This window comes from Vibrio limimangrovi (assembly GCF_054064025.1).
Map to the genome: position 1 here is coordinate 1 of NZ_JBSUGF010000046.1, position 674 is coordinate 674.

Annotated in this window: 1 protein-coding gene; it reads right to left on the bottom strand. The window is 54.2% G+C overall.

Annotation, left to right across the window (positions count from 1 at the left end; translation table 11 throughout):
• On the bottom strand, positions 1-674 hold a 674-nt coding region (locus ACWYU8_RS22025), incomplete at both ends, for a putative Ig domain-containing protein (protein WP_457521850.1).

Sequence of the window (674 nt, forward strand, 5' to 3'; positions counted from 1 at the left end):
GCTATCAGCTCTCCATGGTTGACATCTAGATCTTCTGAAACCATGTGCTGCGACAACCCTCCCATCCGGGCGCCATCGTTGGTGCCATTCACGGTAATGACTAAGTTCTGCACATCCGTCGCGCCTGCCTTATCTGTCACTGCGACCGGAATGGTCAGCGTCTGACTTTGTCCTGCTGGCAACGATTGATAGGCTGCATCCGTTGGGTCAAACACCCAGCTGCCGTCCGCGTTGAACGTCAGACCGGACACCGGACTGGCAATCGAATAGCTCAACGTATCACCCACATCCGGGTCGGTCGCAATGAGTTGACCAGACGCTTGCTGGCCGTCCTCGTCGACAGAAACTGACGCGATCGGAGTCAGCGTTGGCGCATCATTGACATTGTTGACAGTTAAATCAAAGGTGGTCGACACCTGAGCACCGTGATTGTCTGTCGCCGTCACCGTGACTGGCGTGCTGCCCACATCGCTATTAGTCGGTGTACCGCTGAATGTGCCCGTCGAGGCATCAAAGTGCAGCCACGTTGGTAATGTGCCTGTTGACAGTGTCATCGTGTCGCCGATGTCGATATCGGTGAACGTGTCTGAAGGCACGGTAAAACTGAAAGCCGTATCCTCATCCGCAATTTGTCCGGTGATAACATGATTTATCGCTGGTGTATCATTGGTTCC